A 23,074-nucleotide genomic window follows, 5' to 3' on the forward strand; every position below is an offset into this window, starting at 1 on the left:
TGTATGGCTGGCGAAAAAACTAATTTAGCAATTCGAATGTACTTAAAGATCCTATCTTTCTTATATTAAATGAATTCTTTTCTTTCTTTTCTCATATTCGTCTCATACCATCCGCACTCTCTACAAATACTTTTAAAAAAGAAGCATGGGTAAACTAGTAAATATAAATTAGGAATCCACCAAGAAATATCGAAATCTAAACGGATTGTCCAAAATGTTAGAGCTTGTAATCCCGAACAAAAAGTTAAAATTAATGATAAGAACGCAAAGTGGCTCCAAATTACAAAGCTGAATAATCATCGTTGGAGCTGCTTACTTCTGCTAAAAAGACACCCTATAGGAGTGTCTTTTCTACTCTCTTTAAAGAATTTATATCAACCTCATAAGTATTCCCATATGGTCTAAGCGATGGAATCTCTTCCTTTGACCCATAAAATAATAATTTTAAATCATCATCTTTATACTGAACTACGAAGAAATCATCAAATTGATCAAATGTGTTTTGATTGATCGTGATAAACCCTTTTTCTTGAGCTGTTGTTTTAACACTTATTCTTCGTCCATCTTTAATGACATCATATCCATGCTGATTAGTCACTTTGGATAGCTCCCCATTTGTGTAAAGGACACAAAAAAATTCACCTAGACGACCTATAAGATGCCTTAATTCAGTTGCCTTACAACCAAGAACACTCATCTCAAATCGTAACATTTCAAAGTATGCCTCATATAACTTTTTAATTTGTGAGATTCCTATTTTATCCTTCTCCTTATAGAAAAGAAGTTTGCCATTGTCCCACTCCCCTACAACAGACTCAACATCTGTCCCTTTAGGTTTGTGAAAAACTAATCCTGTATAAGGATAATTTTCACCTACATACCTATAAGTTTTTTTGTTTATATATATAAACAAATTTTTATTAAACACTCTCCCTTTGTTATAACGGTTATAACAATAATCAGCAGGATTAATACTCCCTGGTTTCGTATTAAATTTTATTATTAATCTGTCCTTTATCTCTGCAGATGTTAAAGTATCACCTATTTTTTCTTTAAGAGCCTCTATAAATTGCTCATAAATAGTCAATGTAACCCTCTCCTCGTGTTTCTCAATATTTTTAGACCTAGTAGAACTTTCACTCTATAATTTGGCCTAATTGTAGAATAATATATTTAAGTTCTTCATAATTTTTTATAACTTACTATATAAATTTTACATTTAATTAATTAAATTTCATAGACTATTAGAGTAAAATATAAATTGGAGAATTTTATTAAATGCTCAAAATAAAGATAATACTCCATTAAGAGCTCGTTTATTTAGGAAACGTGTCTTTTTTTATTGGCTTTTTAAATAAGGTAAACGTGAAGAAACATTATAAAAAGCAGGACAATAATATTAAATTAACTTCCATTCGAAGGAGTTTAAGCCTTGCATGAATGACTATAATGACTATTTGGTTGAGCAATCGATACGTTGTGCCGAAACGTCAATATATAAAAAAAGGATCTCTCTTTATCAAGAGAGATCCTTTTTTTACTTCTTCTTCTTTTCTGTCGGTTGGCTTTGTTTAGCGAAATTAGATGAATCATCGAAATTCGGTTGTTTTTTACCAGCATTATTACTTCTACCTTTTCCCATATGTAATGCACCTCCTCTCGTCCTTACTATTCCCAATAAAAAAATCCTCTTGCATCCAAGAGGATTTTTTGTTGTGCTATTATTAATAATGTCCAACTGTTATCGCAGTACTTCCAACACGGTCCTATCCTAACTTTTAACCATGGTGTTGATCCTGGCCATCAAGCCTATGATTATCTATCCGTCTTGGCGTTTTCCTTTAAACTTACCCTAGTCTTCGATTGCTTGATAGGCCGTAGTCCAGAAGTCTTGGATAAGATGCGATGGAGCCGGAGTGGACATCCCAACCTGGGTGAACAGAATTCCAATAAACTGTTTATCTGGATCAGCGTAAGCTGAAGTACCGGTTCCACCATCCCAGCCGAATTGACCAATAGACGCGTAGTCTCCAAGATAGGTACGCACCGCCATCCCAAAGCCCCAGCCACCTTGGATCCCTTGTCCGAACGACAAATGGACGTTATTTTTGGCCAAATCGTCTCGGTATACTTGTTGTTCCGGAGTAAGACGGTTGGTGGTCATCAGCTGGACTGCGGGTCTAGACAGGATCCGTTTAGTACCGTGCATCCCTTTATTCAAAAGCATCTGCAAATACGCGTGATAATCGTCGACGGTTCCAAGCAGTCCACCACCGCCTGCTTGGAATGCTGGAGGTTTACTATAACGTCCACCCGCCCCCTCATCCCACACGATGAATTCACCTGTCTGCGGATTGGGGTTGAAGGCTGGTGGAAGCCGATCAATCTTGAGCTGAGGTACGTAGAATCCAGTGTCCTTCATTCCTAGCGGATCGAATATGCGTTCGTGCAAGAACGACTCGAACGTCTGACCAGTGACCCTGGCAACAAGAACGCCGATTACTTCTATACTGATATGATACTGCCACCGCTCTCCGGGCTGATAGCTTAGCGGAAGTCCACCTAGGCGACGCATAAACTCATCTGGATCGGGCATATCCTGCCCTGGCGTGTCGAATATCCCACTCTCGAAGAACGCGTTCATGATTGGAGAACCCATCAACGTGAGATCCACTCCGAGTCCGAATGTGGAGGTCAACAAGTCTCGTACAGTGATAGGACGCCGTGCTGGGACGGTCTCTTCTAGCGGGCCATCGGGCTGTTTCAATACTTGCCGGTCGGCGAGTTCCGGTAGCCATTTGTCTACTGGGTCGTCTAAATGCAGTTTGCACTCATCGAGCAGAACCATTACTGGTGAAACAGCGATTGGCTTGCTAGTGGACGCCAATCGAAAAATCGTGTCCCGACGCATTGGTGCACCACCATCATGCCTCATTGTTCCAAGCGCTTCGACATGCGTCTCGCCGTTTCGGCTGACTAAGGCGACGAGCCCAGGAATCTTTCCAGAATCGACATGCCGCGCCAATATATTGCGCATTTTGCGCAATCCTGTTTCAGAAAAGCCCTTATTGTTTTGTCCCATTTTGTTCTCCTTTAGTTTAGATTGAGATTTCTAATACATATTGACAATCAATTATTAGTTCTTCAAATAGAAAAATTCCCCTTTTTAATAATTTCGACAAAATACATTTATATACATGGAGACACCATGCATCACTATCAACCTAAGATAGGCTACATTTATGGGGATTTAATAAAGGGGAATGCAATCATTAATAACATTGATACAGCCATAAAAAAATATGATTACAAGATTTACGAATTGATTATGATACATCTAAAAACACCGATATTCTTTCAAACAAGTAAAAAAGCGCCCTATAAACAGGGCGCTTTGCTCCAACCTAATGACTAATAGTAGCAGTTGGGTATAACGTTGTTCCTCCAATTGAAACCTTTATTTCATTTGTTAACGGAACATTTTGTTCATTAATAATTGTTCTCCACCATTCCCATGCAAGGCCTGTACATTCTCTTGCTACGATTTTTATATTTTTTGAATTTGGTGGAAGAGGGATAACTGTAGAATAATGAGCTGTTTTGTCTTTGCCGCTACCATCCCATGTTTTATGTGTTAGTACTTCTTTCCCATTTTGATCAAATGTGAATTCATCCCAAGATACATCAAATTGAGCAACGTAAGCACCGTAATGATCAAGTGTCATTTTAGCACTTGAATATTCTGTGGTTGTCGTCTCGATATAATCTGTATTGTTATGAACAGCAGCAGTTGCATTATCTTTTAAGAAAGTGCTTGTATATGAAATTGGGTATGCTGGATTTTTAAAACTTAATTCAGCATTATCTTTAATGATATTTCGGATTTCATTGAAATCTTTTGTAACAACCTTGTTATGCTCTTTCGCATCTCCGCCTAATACTACAGCAGTAAAGGTACTTTCTTCAAAAATATCTTTGTACTGTCCACTCGTTTCGACGCTGTTATTCTTAAGTAAGGCTTTAAAAGCAGCTTGTACATCTTTACTCTTAGATGTGGTTTCTAATTTTACATAAACCGTTCTTCCATAAGCTACATTTGAAACCATAACAGGTGGAGCTGAATTACTTACTCCTTTACGAGTTAACTCATCAAAAGTAACACTATTATCAAACAGATCAGATGGATTGTTAGGTAGTTCAGCACTTACGGTATAGAATATTTGCTTATATGCCGCCACCATCACTTTTTTCTCTCCATTTGCAACCGCATTAAAATCAATGTTTAGACTGTTATCAAGGTATTTAGCATTAACATTAAGAGCACTTGCGATTTGTGATTTACTATAAACCATAGATTCTGTATACTGCATTCTTGCAGGTAACGTATGTGTTGCGGAATATTTTTCATTCCAAGTAGATACTAAATCGTCTACTGCTCCAGCCACATTACCATATGTTGGGTTTTGGACAGTGATTGTATTTTCTTTTCTCATGCCAGGTAAGTCTATACTAATATTCAAAGGCTTTCTCTTAGCCACTAATAAGCTTGGTTGATTGTCTGCAAAAGCTTTATTGGCAAGTTGTACAGCTCCTGGATACGTGCGATTCACTACAGAATCAATAATCGAAATATCGACTGGTGACGTTGTAAGTGATTTTTTCTCGCGTTCCACTACTACAAATTTACCATTTGAATTGATACTTTCTTTCGGAACAAAACTCTCTACTTTATCACCATTTACAGCTAAAACCTCTTGATTATTATATTTAAGGTTTGCTATGCCAGTATCAATGCTACTAGCATTTTTAGTTATATCATTTGCATTAACGATTTGTGTTTCTGCGAAAGAAATAGATGAATAATTAAGAGTGCTTAGACTAACTAATAAACATGCAAGGAACTTTCTTTTTCTGGTATTTTTCTTAATATTCAGAAAAATCACCCCGTTCTTTTTTAGTAAGATATAATAATGATTGATACATAATAGCTAACTAATAAACTTACATAAACGCTTTTAAAAGTTCTTGAACTAACGGAATTACTCCACCTAAAAATTTTAAAACTGCCATTGCGATTTCCATATTACTTCCTCCTCTTTGCTGTATTAAGATGTGTTGTATATTTATGCTTTCATTATAATAAGCTTTTACATTTGCATCAATTCATTTTTATATGCAATATTACATATTAGAGGGAGAACATTTTTTTGCTAGATTGATGATGGAATAGAACCACATGCCCATCACCCTGAGGTTTTGGTGTCCCCCCACAACGATAAAAATAAATCACTTAATGTGACACCTAAATCTTTACATACCTCAATGCATAATTTCAGAAATGGATTGTATTCACCTTTTCTAAGTCGAATTTGCATTACTTTGATAAGCATATTAGAAGCCTCCAATACATTCATTCCATTTGAAATATATATAACAATAGTTAGAGATTGTAGCACCCTATATTTTCAGGGATACCCCTATACAATAAAAAAACGCCATCCTTTCCTATGATTCTACAGAAAGGATAACGTCTTTTTCGCTCTATAGGTAGTGCAAAATCTTCGTTTGATAGCGATGTAGCAAAACCTCTATAGATTTTTATTTTTGAATCATTGCACCCACCTGCTGATTTGAAAGTTTGTTTAATCCTTCTATTTTTTCATTTCCTGATCGACTTTTTGATTGAACGTTTCTTGATAGAGATCAACATAAGTTTTTGAATCTTCAATCAGTCCATCGCAGAAAGCAGCAACGTCTGTTCCTGTAACTTCAAGCACACCCTTCCCATTAGCTGCGCCTTCTTCAAAAAAGCTGAGAATTTCCGAGAGCGTTCCGATACCTTCGTTTAGTTCAATAGGACCGACTTTGAAGAGGTATTTTTGGATTTCTTTATATACAATTTGGTAATCCTGTGGAAGCAATTTAACACGAGAAATATGAGCTCTCCACTCCCTTTTTCCTTCGATGATTTTTTTGATAATCATTTCAGTCCTCCTAATTTTCTTGCTACGTTCTTGTTGAGTTTGTCACGCCATTTATCTCTATAAGTTTTTGCACATTCTTCACCAACAAGCGCTGCGCAAAAATCTTTTATATCATCTCCTAATACTTCTTCGACGCTCTGTCCGTCTGCTGATGTAACTTCAAGCAGTTCAAGAACACTATCAAAAATTGGCATTAAATTACGACCGGAAAAATCTCCATGAATCCAGAGATTATTTATGATTTCTTTCCAAACAGTTTGGTATTCAGCTGGCAAGACTTTTACTCTCGCTTCAAGATTTTTCATATTTTTAGTCATATCGCTGCCAGTGATTTTTTCTAAAAAATTCATTATAGTCTCCTCCTTTAAAATACTAAGCTATTCAGCAAAGTTCTATCATTTAATTACATTGATGAATTTATGAAATTGCTTATCAAAATGACGATTTCACATCACTTTGTATGTCTTATAGTAAAGTACCAATTTTGTCCGGTACACTATGCTTGGCTGTTAATTCGTTTATTTTACTTGGAATAATGTTCTATTTAGTTCAGAAATTATCTAGTTTTTATTGGCCAACTTCATTGAGTCGATAAAATTTGTGTGGTGGGCCTATAATGAATGTCTTTCTCCATATACACGAGTTTATTTTTTCGAGCCACATCGTGATGATGTAGATTGTTCCCTCCACAATGTCATTCCAATCCAGCGCTCATAGCTGCTGCGTGATTTCATAGCCATAAGTTGCACCACGGCTAATGATTTGAAGCACCCCTTTCAACATTTCTGAGATATTACCCAGTACTATGTATCACAGGTATTTTGTATTACTTAGTACATGTATATAGTAACGCAGAGTAGTATAACATGTCAATAAGAGGTAGCATCAAGTTATCTAAAAACCAAATCTCAAACTTAAGGATAGCATCAATAAAACAGATATTTTTAACTTTCGGCCTTTATCATATAGACAAAACCCAATTCAATCTACTCTTTTTTACGACACTACATTTACTGGAGAGGATAAAAATGAAAAAAGCACTTTATATCAATATTGGTGGAGAAGGACACTTAAATCCAACGCTAAGATTAGTGCACAATTTAATAGAACGTGAAGATAATAGTGTCTAGTATTCGGCAAATGATTTTGAAAAAAAAAACAAGCGTACAATATTAGCCATTGTGGGATAAACAGCACCAGTGAATCACTTTATTTTGAACTTCCTCTAGTTATGTCCCTTTAATAAATAATCAGCAATTATCAGCCGAGGATTTAAAACAAGCCCTCAATGAGGTGTTGCAGAGCCCTTTTTAACTAAGGTACTGTTCTGAGAAAGTCGTCTGTAAATTTCAGAATTTTCCATCTTTTGAAGGTTATCATCTAAACAACCTCGAATAATTGTAATACATATACATAAGGAGGTTGATCTATTTTGTTTCGTTCTTTTACTAATGGTTGCGTCGCCTTAGTGCAACGTTTCTTGCCAGAACCATTTATTTTATCATGTTTATTAACTGTTTTTGTTATCTTCTTCGGCATGTTTGCAACGCACCAAACACCTGTGGAAATGATTAATCATTGGGGTAATGGAATTTGGGGACTTCTCGCCTTTTCTATGCAAATGGCACTTGTACTCGTGACAGGATCTGCTTTAGCGAACGCGCCTCTTATTAAAAAAGGATTAACGAAAGCGGCAAAGCTACCAAAAACGAATGGACAAGGTATTATTGCCATTTCAATCGTAAGTTTACTAGGAGCATACATAAACTGGGGATTTGGTATTGTTGTATCTGTTTTATATGCAAAAGAAGTGGCGAGGCAGCTGGAAGGATTAGATTATAGACTAGCCATTGCTTCTTCTTACTCTGGATTTCTCATTTGGCATGCGGGGCTTTCTGCTTCTATTCCTCTTACGTTAGCAACAGGCGGCGAAACGTTAATTAAAACGACAGCTGGCAGTATTAAAGAAGCGATCCCAATAACAGAAACGTTATTCTCACCATACGCACTTGTACCAGTTATTATTTTTCTCGTTACGATGCCTCTCATTAATAAAGCGATGCATCCAGATGAAAAACATACAATTACGGTAGATCCTAGCGTATTCCATGAAGAAGCTGCTGCCCAAGAAGTAGGAAACAATACGTTCGCTGAAAAAATGGAAAATAGCATCATTATTACACTTTGCGTTGGGTTGTTAGGTCTCATTTATATTTTCAATTACTTTTATACGAAAGGCTTTAACCTTACTCTCGATATCGTGATTTTTATGTTATTAATTGCAGGACTTATTTTCCACCGTACGCCGATTCAATATATTCGCGCTTTTTCAGATTCTACGAAAAGTGCTTCTGGTATTTTACTTCAATTTCCGTTTTACGCTGGAATTATGGGGATGATGATTGGAGCAAATAGTGAAGGACTTTCACTTGGAGGAGCTATTTCTAATTTCTTTATTAGCATTTCAAACGAAACGACTTTTCCGCTCTTTACTTTTTTAAGTGCTGGCATCGTTAATATTTTCGTTCCATCTGGTGGCGGTCAATGGGCTGTGCAAGCACCCATTATGATTCCAGCTGGCGCTGAACTTGGAGTACCTGCTGCAAAAACAGCAATGGCAATTGCGTGGGGCGATGCTTGGACGAATTTAATTCAACCTTTCTGGGCATTACCGGCATTAGCAATAGCTGGTTTAGGTGCTCGTGATATTATGGGATTTTGCGTTGTTAACTTACTATATGCAGGTTTTATCATTAGTCTATGTTTCTTATTTATCTAAACAAAAAGCTAGTTTTATACTAGCTTTTTTACATAATAAATTATTTATTTCCCATGCAATTTATAATGGTCTTCCACTCTATCTCCGTAAGATGTAATGCCTCAAATGCAAAAAAGTATTCACATACTTTTTCAATTAAATGTGGATTGTTCTTAAGGAAATTCCACTGTAACACTTTAGGAAGAAAATATGTATCATATTCTTTACTTCCCCTTACCACCTCATCAACTTCTCTTTCACAAATCCCTCTTATTAAATAATCATTTCTTAATTGGATTTGAATTTGTTGAAACGTTTCACTACACTTCTTCAATTCGATCAAGCGATTAATATATGTACGAAAAAGTTCATTATCATACTGACAACACTTTATAATACGTTCCATTTCATTCATAACGTACGAGCCTTTTCTTCTATTTGTAATAACCACTTTTCCCGCTTCTCTCGTTTACTCGTTTTTACAGATTGAAAAACTGACCGCTTTATATCGCGAATGCCGCAAAAACGTAAAACACCTCTCTTCATCATAATCCAATCGGCTGATCGATATAATAATGCGACGTACCATAACGGTGAATCTAACGTATTAATTACCCATGCCTTCTTACCTTTCAATAAACCTTTCGGCAGGGCTCCTTCATATTTATAAGCAAATCCAGCAACGAAAATGCGATCGATAAACCCTTTTAAAATAGCTGGCATGCCCCACCACCATATTGGATAAATGAAAAGAAGAGTATCTGCTTCTTCCACTAATGTTCTGTAACGGGCTGTCTCTTTTTCATTTACTAAATCACGTCTTTTCTTCTCTTCATTAAATACAAGAACCGGATCAAATTTTTCTTTATATAAATCAAGTACCGTAACCGAATGATTAGTTTCTTGTAATCCTTTTTGCACATGCTTTAAAATCGCCGCATTAAAACTGGAAGGACTAGGATGAGCGTATACAATTAGTACATTCACTGCCAAACAACTCCCTCTATAAGTTAAAGTTTCCCCTTCTTTAACATCTTCTCTACAATTTGTACGTTTTTCGAACTTTGTAATAAACGATTTAATACTGTAAGTAACTCTTCCTTTTCTAAATCTTTCAGTTTCTCTTTCACCGTACTCTCACCAGCACTTTGAATATCATAAACAACTGCGGTCATATGCTTACAATAGTTTTCATATGGACATTCACAGCTACTTTCTGTAAAATCTTCAAGATCAATAATCACTTCATAGTTTCCTGCATTTCCAGTAACGAAAGCAAATATTTTCTTGTCTTGTATTTCAACATCTTCTACATGTCCTTCTTCATAATATTCATATCCCTTATCCATAATGTACTTAGGAATCCATTTCGTTATATCATGTAATAAGTAAGCATACATAACAACACCTCTTCCTTTAATTCCCTTTTGACTTCTAAAGCCACTGCATGTTATTCTAATAACTGTCAAATAGCAAGTCTATATGACAAACGACTGACACCTATTCGGCGAAGGTGTCTCTTTTCATTTGCAGCCGATATGAAGTGCCTCTTTCAGGCACATTCAATCTTTGACACTACACACTCAACACCATTCCCTGTATCAGGCTGCTTAAGCAGTCTTTTACTCTACATACTTCAAAAAAAAGAGAGCTTAGCTCCCTTTTCCCGCCTTATAAAATACCCCTTTTTCAGTATAGAGATATTCATCAGCTAATGTAATTTTCCCATCCAGTTTCAGTTCATCTAATAGTCTTGATAAATAAAATTGATGTAACATCTTTTTCGTGAATTTTCCTTCATGATGCGAAACGATATGTTCTTGAATATCTAACAATGATATTGGCTTATCTTGCTCTATCATATATTCATAAACTGTACTACGCAGTTTTACGTATTTTTCGAGTGTCACAGTACTTCGCAACCCCTTTCTTCTTAATATAAATTTTCGTAATCGGTTTTTTTGCAACAAAAAAACCTCTCCGATAAGAAGAAGTTACGTATATATCTTCGTCTTATCTCCCAGAACAAATATGTTCTGCTGGAATTAGCACCTGCATCGCGGTTGCTGGGTTTCATCGGGCCAGTCCCTCCACCTCTCTGGATAAGAAAATATTCACTTAATTCTTACTATACGTAATTTCATTTCAATTGTCAAACAAATATAACAAATAATATTTTCTTCTTTACTGTTCATACTATACATATATGAATATGCAAGGAGGATTATGAAATGCACGAAAATGCTCGCGGATATGTACAAGATTCATTTCAATCATTACAAGAAGCAAAACATTGTTTAGAAGCAGCGCTACAGACTGTTGAAAAAGATTTTAATCGCGCACGTATTGAACAATCCCTTTATGCGATCGAACAAGCTATTCAACGCTGTGATTACACGGTTCACATTTTAGAACAAGATTGAAAAAGCTTCCCATCATAAGGTGGGAAGCTTTTTCAAATGGCATACTTCATAATTATTACCGTTATAATTAAAAAATATACAGAATTAGCAATTTCTAAAATACCTACTTTTATAATAGAAATCTTTTTACCATACAACATAATTGCTCGAATGACACTCGGTATAAAAATAAGCGCACACCACGGATTGATAGCAAATATAATGATTGTTAATAGAATATGATACCCCCATGATATACGACGATACTTCGGGTTATTTTTCTCACGTATCATCGTTTTCACATAAAACGTACTTCCTAAAAAATATAAAAATGATATAAGCGCAATAAATAGTGCTGTTTTATCTATAAGTTCCATTGAAAAATAATAACTAACTAAACCACCAATACAGAAAACAATAATCGCACTTATGTCATTTAGTAATGCTCTTTCATTTTTTTGACGAGCGTAATACATATTTACTATAAATAATGGAATCATTACTACTACGAATAAAAGAATGCGCCATTCATATAATAGAGAAACAATCCCAAATACGAAAGCGATGATAAAATATACTATTGCAGCATGTAAAAACTCTTTTTTTCGTCTTTGCTTTATGTACATAAGAAATGGATACGTAGCTAAATAGATAAAGAACCAAGCTAAAAACAATGGAATATGATACATAGTAGGTTTCCCAAGTATGACACTTAATAGAAATGGTATAACGAGCATGGCCCATGCACCGTGTTGCTTCGGAATAACTAACTTCATTAACTATACACCTCCTCTTTGAAAATAGTTCTCACCTATTATTATACAAATAATTTTATATAGTAACGGATATATATTGGACTATTTTTTGACAATAAAAAATGCTCCTTACAATATGTAAGAAGCATGAAAGAGGCAAACGAATATGTAAGTCGCGACCCTACCTTATATGAGTATGCTTTTCTATGCCATGTTATGCTTATCCAATATGCCATATTTCTTTTTAAACCTTGTAAGAATCGTAATCCAAGACGTACTAAATAGTAGTAAGAAAATAACATTCGAAATCGCATGGCTCAAATCGAAATAAAAACTTGCAACATAGTATGCGACAACTGTTTCCCACGTTGCTTCCTGTATAAAACCGAGAAGCCCCCAGAAGTTCATAATCCAGCCAAATAAAAATCCAACAAATAATCCGTATAGAAGTCTTCCCCATAGCTTTTTCATTAAAAATGTATTACGTAATAATCCAGCTATAAAACCAATCATCCCCCATGAAAACATTTGCCACGGCGTCCACGGACCTTGTCCTAAAAAGATGTTAGATACGATAGCTGCCGTTGCCCCAATCATAAAGCCAGCTTCACTCCCGAACACGATTGCAGAAACAATAATGACAAAAGAAGTTGGTTGTACACTTGGTAAAATAGAGAATGGTACGCGGCTAACTGCTGCAATTGCCGCTAATACAGCAACGAGAACAATTTCACGTGAAACAAACGCCTTTCTTTCAAAGCGGATATAGAACGGTAACATAATAACAACTAATAAAAACAAACTACTTAACATGTAATAACCATCCATGATAAGTGTAGTAAAGAGTAATGTGCCTATTATCACTGCAAAAATACATATTATGAATGCAACATATCGTTTGGACACGCTTCGTACACATCCTCCCACGTTAATGCATATGGCAATTCTTTTCGAATGAATCGATTGATAGATGTTGTATAAAAAAAGTTACCACTAAAAAATTCTTTCGGTGCATCATTCATAATGACTGCTCCGTCAAATAACATCATACATTGATCAACGTATTTCGCTGCAAACTCAATATCATGCGTTGCCATTACAATAGTTGTACCTTCTTGTTGTAACTTCCTAAATAGCTCTCCTACTCTTTCCTTCTTCCACGGATCTAGTCCCTTTGTCGGTTCATCAAGTAATAATAAAGTTGGCTTTGATAATAACGCCGTACATAACGCAAGTAGTTGTTGCTCTCCCCCACTACAATCATGCGGATGGCGTTCTTTAAGCGAATACAGCCAAAACTGTTTTAGCATATTTTCTGCTATTTCTTTTCCTCGTTCTCCGTATAATTCACGTGCACGTTCATACACTTCTTCCCACACTGTATCAAATGTAAAATGATAGTACGGATGCTGCGATACATACCCGATCCTTTTAAATCGTTCTTTCGAATCAATTTTATGTATCACTTCCCCATCCCACTTTACTTTCCCTCTCCTTGCTTTTTGTAATCCCGCTAAAATCGTTAACAGCGTAGACTTCCCTGTACCATTTTTACCAACGAGAGCTGCCCATTTTCCTTTTTCAATCGATACGGTTAAGTCTCGTAAAATAAGTGGACTATTTTTTTCATATTGGAACGAAATATGCTCTGCACTTAAAATGACTTCTCGCTTTTCACTTTGTACTATTGGCTCATTCACATATGATATCGCTGAAAAGTGATTCAGTTTCAATTGTGCTTCTCGCACTGTAAATGGAATATATCTTGCATTCCACTCTAAAAACAATCTTGGAATTTGCGGAATAAACGGACGGAACTTTTCAACTTCCCACATGTTCGCTACAACCGTTTTAGGACTACCATCATATACGATTTGGCCGTTGTTCATACAAATAACTCGCGTTGCAAGTGGTATCACTTCATCTAAGCGATGTTCACTTAAAACGATCGTTATTCCAAGTTCTTCGTTAATTCGTTTTAACAATCCTAAAAACTCTTTCGCAGCAATGGGATCTAACTGCGCCGTCGGTTCATCCAATAATAATAATTTCGGCTGCATAACTAATACCGCAGCTAAATTGACAAGCTGCTTTTGCCCGCCAGATAACGTGTGAACAGATTGGTGCAATAAATCTTGAAATCCTAAGAAGCTAATAAGCTCTGCGATTCGTTTTTGAATAATATGTGATGGTAATCCGATATTTTCTAAAGAAAATGCTAATTCTTGAATGACCGTATCCATTACGAGCTGATTTTCTGGATTTTGAAATACCATTCCAATCTCTTGCGCAGATAATAAATCAGGTACCTCCTCTAATAAAACGTCATCATAAAATATCTCTCCTGAGCGTGTACCGATTGGAAGTAATTCCTTTTTAAAATGTTTTAATAAAGTCGTCTTCCCAGATCCTGATCCGCCGGCAAGTGCAATAAACTCTCCTTTTTGAATAGAAAGAGAAATATACTGTAACGCATATTCGTTTTCATCAGCATATACAAATGATAAATTGTTTATTTCTGCATGCGCCACCATATCCATTCCCTTCCTTCCATTATAATTGGTAGACTAATAAACATCGTAAATACGCCAAACATTATTCCATCATATTGCTGAAATAGAATAGATTCAACTTTCGGATAAATGATTAACTTTCCTCCGCCATAATTGCTACATATAATAGCAATGATAAGTAGAATACTTAAATAACTGAGCGTATACCAATCTCGTCTTTCCATTCTATACCGAATATATGTCGTACGCTTCGTTACACCAAATCCACGAGCTTGCATAGAATCTGCTGTTTGCAGCGCATCTTCTAACGAACAAATTAATAATACTTGCAACAATTGCATACCATTTTTCACCCGCTCTACAATTGAACCTGCATCTACTTGTACACCTTTTGTCTTTTGGACGAGTGTTATTTTCTGTAATCGCCTCATAAATAAAGGAACAAACCTCACCGTAATCATCGTTAACAATGCTACTTTCGGTGAAATTCTAGAAAACAAATATAAAAATTTATGACTTGAAATAATATCATTATACGAAGCAAACGTAAATAGAATCGCCACTAGTAATAACCCCATTACTACTCCAAACATAATCGCCTCAAGCTTAATACGGCTATCACCTAACCAAAATAATGTAGTTCGACCTCTATGCGTTAATAACGAATTAAATAAAATGACCATAAAAAAGAAAATGATTGTGCTCGGTAACATCTTTCTTATCTTTTCGCTATTCCCTTGCATTATATTTATTATAACAATTAAAAGTATCGCTCCAATTAAAAAAAGAGGATGAAGACACATCATACAAAGTATCATCACCCCGATATAATAGAAAAAATTCACAAAAGGATGTAAAGAAGAAAAACTTATTTTCATAGTCCTTTACCGAATGCCTTTCTTAGTTTAGTATACATACACCCATTCGATTGTATCTCCTGGTTTCACTGTAACTACACCCGCACTATAGTTTGGAAACGAACCGTTCACACGATATTTCCATCCACTATTATCATTTACATCTTTTTCATATAAATCATTAATACCTTTTACATAAATATCACCTTTAGAACCCATTGCATCCACATCTAATCCTGTACGCTGCAATACTTTATAAACAGTATCACCTTCTTGCACATCCATTTTTTTCGCACCTAATAAGTATCCTTTATTACCTTTTACTGAGATAGTGACTTGTTTTGCTTGTGGTTTTGGTGGTTCTGGATCTACTTTTGGTGGTACTGGCTTTGGAACGGTCGGAGTCGGTATCGTTTTCTCCTCTTTATTCGGATCTACTTTTTGCTCCTGCTTCGGTGTTTCTTTCGGCTGATTCACAACCTTCGCTTCTTCTTTTACTTCTGGTGCTTTCGGTTGTTGTTGTGGTTTCTCTTCTTGTGCTTTTTGCTGTTCTGGTTGCTTAGTAGCAGGCTGTTCCTGAGGTTTTTCTTCCTTCTTTACTTCCGGTTGTGCCTGCGACTTTTCTTCTTTCGGCTTCTCTTCTACTTTTTGCTCTTGTTTCTCTTTCTGTTCTTCCTGCTTATTTTGCTCTTGTTCAGCTTGTTTTTCCTCCGGTTTTTCTTCCGGTTTTGCTTCATCTTTTTTCTCTTCTTGTTTTGCAACCTCTTCTTGCTTTAGTTCTACTTTCTTCTCAGGCTTTACAGCTGCCTCTTCACATCCGGCAAGTAGCCCAAGTGAAAGCATTAAAGAAATAAACCACTTCATCTTACTCATGTTGTCTCTCACCTTTCATATTAAAAATTAGGAGCAAATAATTGCTCCTAATTTTTGTTAAGCTGCTTTACGTCTCCATAATACATATGCAGAAGCGATACATAATACACCCATACCTACTTCTGTAGCTGCACTATGAGAAGATGCTCCTGTTTTTGGTAGCACGCTACCATTTCCCGATTTTTTGCTTTTAACCGGTTCGTTATCGACAACAACTTTTAAATTGTCATCTTTCGTTTCTTGTTGTACTTGTATTTGTTCTTGTGGTTGTTCAGTAACTTCTTTTTCTACTACAACATTTTCTGAATCCACATTTGGTTTCGTATCGATTTCAGGAATAGATACAGTTGACCAGTCATAAATCGATTTTCCAAGATCTTTAAACTGAAGTAGTGCTAAAAATGCTTGCTCTGTAGCCATTCCGCTACCGTTTTGATCACTTGGTAACCATTTGAATTCACCATTTGGAAGTTGGTATGACAGTAGATTTTGCATCGCCTTATGTAGACGATTTTGATCTACATCTTTCACAAGTGATAATCCAATAATTGCTTGCGCAACACTATTAGAATTTTCTTGTCCATCAGCAGAAAAACCACCATTGTCTAACTGTTCTTTATATAAATAGGCAACAGCTTTTTCTACAGCTGGCTTCACATCTGGTCGATCTTGATAAGGAGCTAACGCTGATAAAACCATACCTGTTACATCAACACTACTAGCACTGTCTTTACTGCTTGCGCTATCGTAAGTCCAGCCGCCATCTGTATGTTGCGCGTTTAGAAGTGCATCTACTAAAGCAACTCGATTCCATTTTGAATTCACTGGAACTTCATATTTCTTCGTATCAAATGCAAGTAAAGCAAATGTATAACCTGTAACAGAATTCACTTTATCTGATTCATACAATTTTTGAACTAAATTATGTTCTCCTACCTTTTTAGGGTCTGCATGCATTGCATTCATCATAATAATCGTTCTAGCTAAATCTGTCGCTGAAAAACGGTTAATGCGCTTTTCTACTTTTTCGGTTACTGACTTTACATAATTTAATTTCGCCTCAATTGGAACATTCTTTCCAGAACGAGAAAGGCCTAAAGCTACCCAATCACTTTCAATTCCATCTTGTAACATCTTTTCAGATGTCTTAGAGATTGCGTCATTTACTTGCGCTACTGGAACTTGAATGTTCTCTTGCTTTGGTTGTTCTACCTTTTCATCATTTGTTTTTGGTTCTTCTGGTTTTTCTTGTTTTGGATCATCTGTTTTTGGTTCTTCTGGTTTTTCTTGTTTTGGATCATCCGTTTTTGGTTCTTCTGGTTTTTCTTGTTTTGGATCATCCGTTTTTGGTTCTTCTGGTTTTTCTTGTTTCGGATCATCTGTCTTTGGCTCTTCTACAGTTTTACAAGTACCAAATTTATCTAATGTTTGCTGCAATGTTTCCTGGCTCATATTGCTCCAGTCTGCAACAAAACGAAAGACAACAACGTCTCCAGCATTTAATTTATAACTATCTGCTCCAACTTCTGCAGATTTATCATTTACATCATACAACCAGCCGCTTGTGTCCCCAGCCATTAAACCGTCAACGCCTTTGACATACGTTCCAAACGACATCGTCTCAGTTGTTACTTTGTCCCCCATAACTTTTTGCAGCAAACTTAAAGCTGTTTCCCCATCTTTAATTTGCTCTTCTTTCGGACATAACATAATTCCCTTTTGTGATTCCCCAATAATTGCAAGTTTTGCTGTATTTCCTTCAGCAAACGTAATATGTACTGTATTCGCAAAAGAAACAAATACAAGTGTAACTGCCATTAACGACGTAAGCAGCCATTTTTTCAACATTGCCATCCCAAAATTTCCTCCCTTACTACTATTTACACAAAAAAAGGCCCTTCAAGGGCGTGCAATTGACACTCTTTTTTTGTAAGTGTCGAACAAACTGCGCAACACCTCCGACCCGCATCATTCGCGGCTATATTTGTATAGGAAAAATAATTTTGTTTATGAACGTATCATTGTGATAACATTCACTTTTCTAGGCACTACTTACTTCCATTTCAGTTATCGTAAAACGATAAACCTATACATTCTGTTAATTTTAAATTTCTGTATTATTTTACTATTGACAAAGAATTTTGTCCATGCTTTATCGGATTTATTTTCTAAGAATAGTAACTTACTAGCCTTTAACGATGCAAACTCTTTTCACTAATAATAACGCCATCTTCATCCGCATACACATATTCATTCGGCTTCCATTGTACTTGTCCAAATTGCAATGAAATATTCTTCTCGCCTTTTCCTTCTTTTACACTTCTATTTGGCATCGTTCCTAACGCTAAAATACCAATATTAATATTCTTTAGTTCACTAGAATCACGAACATATCCATTCACAATAATTCCTGCCAGCTTTCTTTCCTCTGCAATAGCTGCCAAATTATCACCAAGTAACGCACAATTCGTAGACGCTCCCCCATCAACAACTAATACCGTTCCTTCTGGTAATGTTTGTAATCCTTCCTTCACTAGTACATTATCATCCTTCACTTTCACCGTTGCAATTTTCCCGTAGAATTGTTCTTTCTTCCCAAAAGACCGAAAAGATTGGCGACATATTTGTAATTCATTTTCAAACTCATCACATAGATCCGTAGTTTTCCACATCTTTTTCCCTCTTTTCCTTATTCTTTCTATATAACATATTCTTTGATACTTTTCGTTTCCCTGTCTCATGTTGCAAGAATTTGTATGCGTAAGAAAAGGACAGAAAAACTATTGCCTTAAGAAGCCACCTTTATTATAATCTATTTCACAGATAAATTTCAGAATATTAAAAATTAACCAAGTGAAAAAAGGAGGGTTTTTATGCAATTACAGACTGAGACAAAAAAACAGCCGAATAAACGAAAGTTTAAAATGCCTGACGCGTACGTACTACTATTTTTTATTGCCTTACTTTGTGCAATAGCTACATATTTCGTTCCTGCTGGAGAGTTTAAAAGAGTTACAAACGGTACTGTTACGACGACAATACCAGGAAGTTATCATTCTGTTCCACAATCGCCGGTAGGGTTTGTTTCTTTTTTTACTGCTATTGAAAAAGGAATGACGCTTGCTGCTCCGATTATCTTTTTAATTTTATTTACGGGCGGGGCTATTGCCATTCTTGAAAAAACAGGTGCTCTTGACGGGTTAATCTATCATGTTATTAATAAATTTCGTAATCAGCAATTACTTTTCATTTGCATTGTCGCTGCACTCTTTTCTATTCTCGGAACGACTGGCATTATCGTTAACTCAGTTATCGGCTTTATCCCAATCGGCATCATCGTTGCACGCTCATTAAAATGGGACGCTATCGTCGGTGTAGCAATTATTTACTTAGGCACCTATGCTGGTTTTAATGCTACTATATTATCTCCCTCACCTTTAGGTATTTCACAAAAAATCGCAGAACTTCCGATGTTTTCAGGGATTGGTTTACGTACGGCAATCTATATCTCTTTTTTAATTGTCACCATTTTATATATTAATTGGTATATAAAACGTTTAAAAAAATCGAATAAAGGAAGCATACTCGGAGATAACTGGTTTCCAAGTAATGCTCTTTCAAGTGAGAAAGAAATAGAGAAAACTGAAGTTCCTTGGACAATACGTCACAAATTAATTTTACTCGTTTCAGCTTTATCCTTAATTGTATTTTTAATAGGCGCTTTCCGTCTACATTGGACAGATGCAGAAATGACCGCTACTTTTATTTTCATCGCAATTACAGCGGGAATAATAGGTGGCATGAAAGCAAACGATATTGCTTCTACTTTTCTAGCAGGCTGCCAAAATCTCATTTACGGTGCTTTGATCGTCGGAATGGCTCGTTGTATTTCAGTCATTCTAGAACAAGGTAAATTACTTGATACAATTGTGAATCAGCTCGCACAGTCTCTCGAAGGACATAGCCCTGTATTTGGCGTTATCGGTATGTATGTAAGTAGTGCCGCATTACATTTCCTCATTTCATCCGGAACAGGTGAATCTGTTATTTTCATCCCGATATTAGCTCCATTAGCTGATTTCATGCATATTACACGCCAAGTTACAGTACAAGCTGTTATGCTTGGAGAAGGTGTAGTAAACTGCCTCAATCCAACTTCCGGTGTTTTAATGGGCGTTCTCGCAGCGAGCGGCATTTCTTACGGAAAATGGATCCGATTTATGGCACCACTTGCATTCATTTGGTTTATCATCGGACTTATTTTTCTTATTATTGGCGTGAATATTGAGTGGGGACCGTATTAAAAGACTCATATTATACTTAACTTGATAAAATATCTATTCTATTCTCCAATCCTATAAAAATCACTTATTCTAGTATAGATATAAACAGGGATTGACCATAGTGATCAATCCCTTCTCTCAAAGTAAAATACCTTTAAGTATTTTAGTTCCAAATTTTATTTACCCATTCCGGATGATCAATAAATGGATTACGATTATGTTGATATTTCGTAAAAATCACTTCATTACGCTTTCGCTCTAAATCATCTACCGGGTCTTGTTCATTCCATTTTAGTAAAACGGATAATTTGCCCATGTATGGATCTTTATTGTTATTCACCTTTTCATTTAATTCTAAGTCTATTTCGCCGTTGTCTCCTTCATAACGAACAGCCATGTAAAATAGCATCCTAGCGATATCTCCTTTTACACTATCACGAGGTTCCCAAGAATCACTATCGTATTTACATTCTGTCGCTTCTGAATGATTCACACCACCATTATCAAAATCCAGATTTCCACGTGAACTATTTACAGATACATCCGTCGCTCTTAAATGATGCAAATCTGTTCCAGCTCCTGCAGTCGTTCCAAAATCACCGTGAGATTTTGCCCAAACATGCTCTCGGTTCCAATTATCAACTCCTGAACCATTCGTAAGTTTCCCTTGCGAACGCCCAGTATATAAGAGTATCACATTGTTTTTATTATTTGGATCTTCATCAGTATCTCTTAGTGCTTCCCAAACCGCACTGTATGATAACTTTGTATGATCATCAATAACATTATGAAGTTCCTTCTTTAATTCTAAACCCGTTTTTCCTATTGCATTATTATAATATGTATCGTCATAGCTTTTTACAATCATCTCTTGTGGTGATGCAGAAGCTACTTCACCGTGTATGATATCTGTGAATGATAGAGATGCAGTACCTAAAATAAAAAATGAAGATAGTGTAACCATAGCAAGCTTTGTATTTCGAAACTTCATATACCCATTTCCCCTTTAAAATATAATTTGAAGCTATTAACTAATAAGTGCTTTCTCCCCCCAAAAAAACTTTTAGAAAGCCATACCCATCCTTTTCTTTTTATTTAATACAAAACTCTATTGAGCCTGTATTATTTCCACACTTTTGATTTATCTACTTCTCAAGGAATATCCTTCCCTAGTAAAGATTATTAAAATATTCTTTACAATTAAAAAGTAGTTTAATGTTAACTTATAAATTTCAATTTTTTTATGCAATCCTGCATATTTGATAAATCGTTCAAAAAAAATTTCGAATAAAAATTAAGATGATAGTTTGACTTTTCCTTTTTCTATAATTGTCTTTATTTTTTGGTGTAAAACCCTTCTTCCTCTGAAGAATAAGTACAAAAATAGATTGGATACCATGTAAGGCACCAATCTATTTGAATGAAAGAAACTTTGGTAATTATATTAGAACAAAACTACTACTATTTATTTGGTATCGAATCTATATACTTTTTAACTACTTCATATACATATTCTTGATTCGCCGCCGCTGTATTTGGATTGTATTTGCCGCCGTTTGTTTTATTGTTAGATAATACTCGAATCCCTAAAAATGGTACGTCATAAGCTTTTGCAATTTGCGCTGCTGCAGCACCTTCCATTTCTTCTACAGATGTACCGTATTTTGTATGGAACCATTTAATTCTATCAACTTCATTATTCCAAAGATCTGCTGAACCTATAGTCCCTTCCACCACTTTACCTTTTGTATATTTATCTTTTACCGCATTAGCTGCTGCAAGTAAATCCTTATCTCCCTCGTAGTATCGGATTTTCTCAGCATTTGGATCTTCTCCTGCACTTCCTTCCGAAGCCATTAAGTCCATTGAAATCCATTTTGTCGGTTCAATCCCTTGATTCTCATCCATATTTGTTGTTTTTAATGAACCTATATTCGCGACTTGTTTTCCTAAAACAATATCAAATACATTTAAATTAGGATCATGTCCACCTGATGTTCCTTGGTTAATAATCGCTATAGGCTTATATTTTTCAATAGCCACTGCTGTAGCGGCTGCTGTATTTTCCATTCCTTTACCTGTTTTCGCAACAATTACAGGATAATTGTCGACAGTGCCTTTATAAAATGTAAAAGTTCCAGACTTTTCTTCCTTCACATTTTTTAACCTTTTTGCAAACTTCTCAGCCTCTATCGGCATTGGTCCTTGAATTAAGATAGGTTGTTGATTACTTTTTGCCTCTACTACTTGTTTTGGACTTCCATTACACCCCACAAGTATTGAGAATGACAATACCGTAGTAGTTACTAGCGCCGCACACTTTTTCAGCATATTGTTCTTCATAAATAATCTCCTCTTTCTCTTGTTGTTTTCTATACTCGATGCTTTTGGTCCAAACAAAAAAGTTCTAGAAATTGTAGAAGAATCTCTACTTTCTAGAACTACGATAGTCAAAGTTAATTAAGCATAAGGTAAAACAAATGCCAAATTATAGATCGGTAGCGCTCATGAAATAGCACGGCCGAATACTTTAACCCGTAGTCCAGTTCTTTCATTGGGAACTAGGTAGAAACGCTCGGACCATATTACCGAGTATATACGAGTGATGATGTGTAAAATTATTATATTGGTAATATATCAAACTTTTAG

21 protein-coding genes, 2 pseudogenes and 2 riboswitches are annotated in these 23,074 nt (G+C 35.8%); of the genes and pseudogenes, 3 read left to right on the forward strand and 20 right to left on the reverse strand.

Going from position 1 to position 23,074, the window contains the following annotated elements; all coding sequences use genetic code 11:
* Window positions 1-65: 65 nt before the first annotated feature.
* From FS742_RS08745 to FS742_RS27985, 7 genes and pseudogenes are all read right to left on the reverse strand, one after another.
* Window positions 66-281, reverse strand: a pseudogene (locus FS742_RS08745) (DUF5360 family protein); the annotation flags it as partial.
* Window positions 282-334: 53 nt separating this feature from the next.
* Entirely contained in the window at window positions 335-1,087 is a 753-nt protein-coding gene (locus FS742_RS08750) for a DUF7225 domain-containing protein (protein WP_144611995.1), read from the reverse strand.
* Window positions 1,088-1,852: 765 nt separating this feature from the next.
* A complete protein-coding gene (locus FS742_RS08755; protein WP_048525198.1) occupies window positions 1,853-3,082 on the reverse strand; it encodes a serine hydrolase domain-containing protein in 1,230 nt (409 codons plus the stop codon).
* A gap of 322 nt (window positions 3,083-3,404) precedes the next feature.
* Complete coding sequence (alo, locus tag FS742_RS08765) at window positions 3,405-4,943, reverse strand: anthrolysin O/cereolysin O family cholesterol-dependent cytolysin Alo (RefSeq protein WP_144611997.1); 1,539 nt, start codon at window positions 4,941-4,943, stop codon at window positions 3,405-3,407.
* 708 nt (window positions 4,944-5,651) lie between these two features.
* Complete coding sequence (locus tag FS742_RS08775; RefSeq protein ID WP_144611999.1) at window positions 5,652-5,984, reverse strand: DUF1048 domain-containing protein; 333 nt, start codon at window positions 5,982-5,984, stop codon at window positions 5,652-5,654.
* Window positions 5,981-6,334, reverse strand: a complete 354-nt coding sequence (locus FS742_RS08780; protein ID WP_144612000.1) for a DUF1048 domain-containing protein — start codon at window positions 6,332-6,334, stop codon at window positions 5,981-5,983. Before FS742_RS08780 ends, FS742_RS08775 begins: the two co-directional genes overlap by 4 nt.
* Window positions 6,335-6,554: 220 nt before the next feature.
* Window positions 6,555-6,785 (reverse strand): annotated as a pseudogene (locus tag FS742_RS27985) (helix-turn-helix transcriptional regulator); the annotation flags it as partial.
* 631 nt (window positions 6,786-7,416) lie between these two features.
* On the opposite strand from FS742_RS27985, the gene FS742_RS08800 reads away from it, so the two are divergent.
* A complete protein-coding gene (locus FS742_RS08800; RefSeq protein WP_000490004.1) occupies window positions 7,417-8,763 on the forward strand; it encodes a short-chain fatty acid transporter in 1,347 nt (448 codons plus the stop codon).
* Window positions 8,764-8,803: 40 nt separating this feature from the next.
* Here the strand turns inward: FS742_RS08800 and FS742_RS08805 are convergent, their stop codons facing one another.
* The 4 genes from FS742_RS08805 to FS742_RS08820 form a co-directional block, all read right to left on the reverse strand.
* On the reverse strand, window positions 8,804-9,157 hold the full coding sequence (locus FS742_RS08805) for a group-specific protein (protein ID WP_144612086.1): 354 nt from the start codon (window positions 9,155-9,157) through the stop codon (window positions 8,804-8,806).
* Entirely contained in the window at window positions 9,154-9,729 is a 576-nt protein-coding gene (locus FS742_RS08810; protein ID WP_144612001.1) for an NAD(P)H-dependent oxidoreductase, read from the reverse strand. The genes FS742_RS08805 and FS742_RS08810 overlap by 4 nt, the downstream gene beginning before the upstream one ends.
* A 23-nt stretch (window positions 9,730-9,752) precedes the next feature.
* Window positions 9,753-10,142, reverse strand: coding sequence for an SWIM zinc finger family protein (locus FS742_RS08815; RefSeq protein ID WP_144612002.1), 390 nt, complete (start codon window positions 10,140-10,142; stop codon window positions 9,753-9,755).
* 252 nt (window positions 10,143-10,394) lie between these two features.
* Entirely contained in the window at window positions 10,395-10,712 is a 318-nt protein-coding gene (locus FS742_RS08820) for a hypothetical protein (protein ID WP_002096439.1), read from the reverse strand.
* Window positions 10,713-10,752: 40 nt separating this feature from the next.
* Window positions 10,753-10,851: riboswitch (SAM riboswitch) on the reverse strand.
* A gap of 122 nt (window positions 10,852-10,973) precedes the next feature.
* Between FS742_RS08820 and FS742_RS08825 the strand changes: the two genes are divergently transcribed.
* Complete coding sequence (locus FS742_RS08825) at window positions 10,974-11,165, forward strand: hypothetical protein (RefSeq protein ID WP_000544998.1); 192 nt, start codon at window positions 10,974-10,976, stop codon at window positions 11,163-11,165.
* 32 nt (window positions 11,166-11,197) lie between these two features.
* Here FS742_RS08825 and FS742_RS08830 read toward each other — a convergent pair whose 3' ends face one another.
* From FS742_RS08830 to rraA, 7 genes are all read right to left on the reverse strand, one after another.
* Window positions 11,198-11,920, reverse strand: a complete 723-nt coding sequence (locus tag FS742_RS08830; RefSeq protein ID WP_144612003.1) for a YwiC-like family protein — start codon at window positions 11,918-11,920, stop codon at window positions 11,198-11,200.
* A 183-nt stretch (window positions 11,921-12,103) separates the two neighbouring features.
* Window positions 12,104-12,805, reverse strand: coding sequence for an ECF transporter S component (locus tag FS742_RS08835; RefSeq protein WP_144612004.1), 702 nt, complete (start codon window positions 12,803-12,805; stop codon window positions 12,104-12,106).
* Entirely contained in the window at window positions 12,778-14,439 is a 1,662-nt protein-coding gene (locus FS742_RS08840) for an ABC transporter ATP-binding protein (protein ID WP_144612005.1), read from the reverse strand. Before FS742_RS08840 ends, FS742_RS08835 begins: the two co-directional genes overlap by 28 nt.
* Complete coding sequence (locus FS742_RS08845) at window positions 14,412-15,290, reverse strand: energy-coupling factor transporter transmembrane component T (RefSeq protein WP_144612006.1); 879 nt, start codon at window positions 15,288-15,290, stop codon at window positions 14,412-14,414. The genes FS742_RS08840 and FS742_RS08845 overlap by 28 nt, the downstream gene beginning before the upstream one ends.
* A 27-nt stretch (window positions 15,291-15,317) precedes the next feature.
* A complete protein-coding gene (locus FS742_RS08850; RefSeq protein WP_144612007.1) occupies window positions 15,318-16,142 on the reverse strand; it encodes a DUF4430 domain-containing protein in 825 nt (274 codons plus the stop codon).
* A gap of 57 nt (window positions 16,143-16,199) precedes the next feature.
* Window positions 16,200-17,996: a DUF4430 domain-containing protein gene (locus tag FS742_RS08855; protein WP_144612008.1), complete on the reverse strand. Its 1,797-nt coding sequence runs from the start codon at window positions 17,994-17,996 to the stop codon at window positions 16,200-16,202.
* A 338-nt stretch (window positions 17,997-18,334) separates the two neighbouring features.
* The gene (gene rraA / locus FS742_RS08860; protein ID WP_144612009.1) at window positions 18,335-18,814 is read right to left on the reverse strand and encodes a ribonuclease E activity regulator RraA; all 480 of its coding nucleotides are present in this window, start codon (window positions 18,812-18,814) and stop codon (window positions 18,335-18,337) included.
* A gap of 201 nt (window positions 18,815-19,015) precedes the next feature.
* Here rraA and FS742_RS08865 point away from each other — a divergent pair, with 201 nt between their 5' ends.
* Window positions 19,016-20,446 carry a YfcC family protein gene (locus tag FS742_RS08865; protein ID WP_144612010.1) on the forward strand — a complete coding sequence of 477 codons (1,431 nt, stop codon included), beginning with the start codon at window positions 19,016-19,018 and terminating at the stop codon, window positions 20,444-20,446.
* Window positions 20,447-20,588: 142 nt separating this feature from the next.
* Here FS742_RS08865 and FS742_RS08870 read toward each other — a convergent pair whose 3' ends face one another.
* The gene (locus tag FS742_RS08870; RefSeq protein WP_144612011.1) at window positions 20,589-21,416 is read right to left on the reverse strand and encodes an endonuclease I family protein; all 828 of its coding nucleotides are present in this window, start codon (window positions 21,414-21,416) and stop codon (window positions 20,589-20,591) included.
* A gap of 470 nt (window positions 21,417-21,886) precedes the next feature.
* Window positions 21,887-22,768, reverse strand: coding sequence for a 5'-methylthioadenosine/S-adenosylhomocysteine nucleosidase (locus tag FS742_RS08875; RefSeq protein ID WP_144612012.1), 882 nt, complete (start codon window positions 22,766-22,768; stop codon window positions 21,887-21,889).
* A gap of 175 nt (window positions 22,769-22,943) precedes the next feature.
* Window positions 22,944-23,047, reverse strand: a riboswitch (purine riboswitch).
* Between the last annotated feature and the right edge of the window lie 27 nt (window positions 23,048-23,074).

This window comes from Bacillus cereus (assembly GCF_007678085.1).
GTDB classification, from domain to species: Bacteria; Bacillota; Bacilli; order Bacillales; family Bacillaceae_G; genus Bacillus_A; species Bacillus_A cereus_BE.

Excerpts from the sequence above, each read along its gene's own strand:
- FS742_RS08870 (WP_144612011.1), bottom strand. The coding sequence starts at position 21,416 with ATGAAGTTTCGAAATACAAAGCTTGCTATGGTTACACTATCTTCATTT.
- FS742_RS08850 (WP_144612007.1), bottom strand. The coding sequence starts at position 16,142 with ATGAGTAAGATGAAGTGGTTTATTTCTTTAATGCTTTCACTTGGGCTA.
- FS742_RS08875 (WP_144612012.1), bottom strand. The coding sequence starts at position 22,768 with ATGAAGAACAATATGCTGAAAAAGTGTGCGGCGCTAGTAACTACTACG.
- FS742_RS08780 (WP_144612000.1), bottom strand. The coding sequence starts at position 6,334 with ATGAATTTTTTAGAAAAAATCACTGGCAGCGATATGACTAAAAATATG.
- rraA (WP_144612009.1), bottom strand. The coding sequence starts at position 18,814 with ATGTGGAAAACTACGGATCTATGTGATGAGTTTGAAAATGAATTACAA.
- FS742_RS08865 (WP_144612010.1), top strand. The coding sequence starts at position 19,016 with ATGCAATTACAGACTGAGACAAAAAAACAGCCGAATAAACGAAAGTTT.
- FS742_RS08825 (WP_000544998.1), top strand. The coding sequence starts at position 10,974 with ATGCACGAAAATGCTCGCGGATATGTACAAGATTCATTTCAATCATTA.
- FS742_RS08805 (WP_144612086.1), bottom strand. The coding sequence starts at position 9,157 with ATGAATGAAATGGAACGTATTATAAAGTGTTGTCAGTATGATAATGAA.
- FS742_RS08840 (WP_144612005.1), bottom strand. The coding sequence starts at position 14,439 with ATGGATATGGTGGCGCATGCAGAAATAAACAATTTATCATTTGTATAT.
- FS742_RS08815 (WP_144612002.1), bottom strand. The coding sequence starts at position 10,142 with ATGTATGCTTACTTATTACATGATATAACGAAATGGATTCCTAAGTAC.
- FS742_RS08830 (WP_144612003.1), bottom strand. The coding sequence starts at position 11,920 with ATGAAGTTAGTTATTCCGAAGCAACACGGTGCATGGGCCATGCTCGTT.
- FS742_RS08775 (WP_144611999.1), bottom strand. The coding sequence starts at position 5,984 with ATGATTATCAAAAAAATCATCGAAGGAAAAAGGGAGTGGAGAGCTCAT.
- FS742_RS08855 (WP_144612008.1), bottom strand. The coding sequence starts at position 17,996 with ATGGCAATGTTGAAAAAATGGCTGCTTACGTCGTTAATGGCAGTTACA.
- FS742_RS08845 (WP_144612006.1), bottom strand. The coding sequence starts at position 15,290 with ATGAAAATAAGTTTTTCTTCTTTACATCCTTTTGTGAATTTTTTCTAT.
- FS742_RS08755 (WP_048525198.1), bottom strand. The coding sequence starts at position 3,082 with ATGGGACAAAACAATAAGGGCTTTTCTGAAACAGGATTGCGCAAAATG.